Origin of the sequence: Megasphaera sp. AF13-6AC (assembly GCF_027685385.1) — a bacterium.
In the GTDB taxonomy this organism is placed as follows: domain Bacteria; phylum Bacillota; class Negativicutes; order Veillonellales; family Megasphaeraceae; genus Megasphaera; species Megasphaera micronuciformis.
The window spans coordinates 1,916-2,555 of the sequence record NZ_JAQCUN010000157.1; the positions used below are offsets into that span (position 1 = coordinate 1,916).

Below are 640 nucleotides of genomic sequence, written 5' to 3' on the forward strand. Positions count from 1 at the left end.
TAATTATACGAGCGTAGGAGACATGCTATCTATTTTTGGATTAGACGATTTAAAGCATTGTAGGGATACCGTTTGTAATTAATTTTATGAAATGGATTAAAAACCGAAAAATTGATAAAATCACAAAACATGGAAACGACATGTACACCGTTTCCATCGGAAATGAAGCGGAAAATGTAAATATAAACATTATTACTCTGTATCAATCTGTTGTTATTAGAGAAAGTTTAAACTATATGATTGTCACCCGTCCGTCGAGATGGAATCGATGCATTTGAAGTTAGAAATAAATATGGATATGCTATTCAGGGTATTAATAAGGCAGAGTCGGTGGATGTCGAGTTTTCAGTAGGAGTTAACATGCCTAAAGAAGACATAAGTATACAAATATATGCTCAATGGGTGCGAATTTTAACAGTGGATTTTGAGAATTTGAAGTGGAGATTTCAGTCCGGAGATAATAAATATTACGCTAAAATTGAGGATGAGAATTTCTCAAAGGAAATTGAAACTGGGCTTTCGTTTACCAAGTGCGATATATTGCAAATCGAACTAGAGCAAACTCAAAGTGTAAGGCCTGATAGTAGCATTAAAAATGAGTATTGTGTCTAAAAGTGCTAAAAGTACAAAAGTGAGCAAA

1 protein-coding gene is annotated in these 640 nt (G+C 33.6%); it reads left to right on the forward strand.

All coding sequences use genetic code 11. From position 1 onward, the window contains the following. The first annotated feature begins 360 nt into the window (after window positions 1-360). Window positions 361-612, forward strand: coding sequence for a hypothetical protein (locus PGX78_RS07500; RefSeq protein WP_270446260.1), 252 nt, complete (start codon window positions 361-363; stop codon window positions 610-612). The last annotated feature ends 28 nt before the right edge of the window (window positions 613-640 follow it).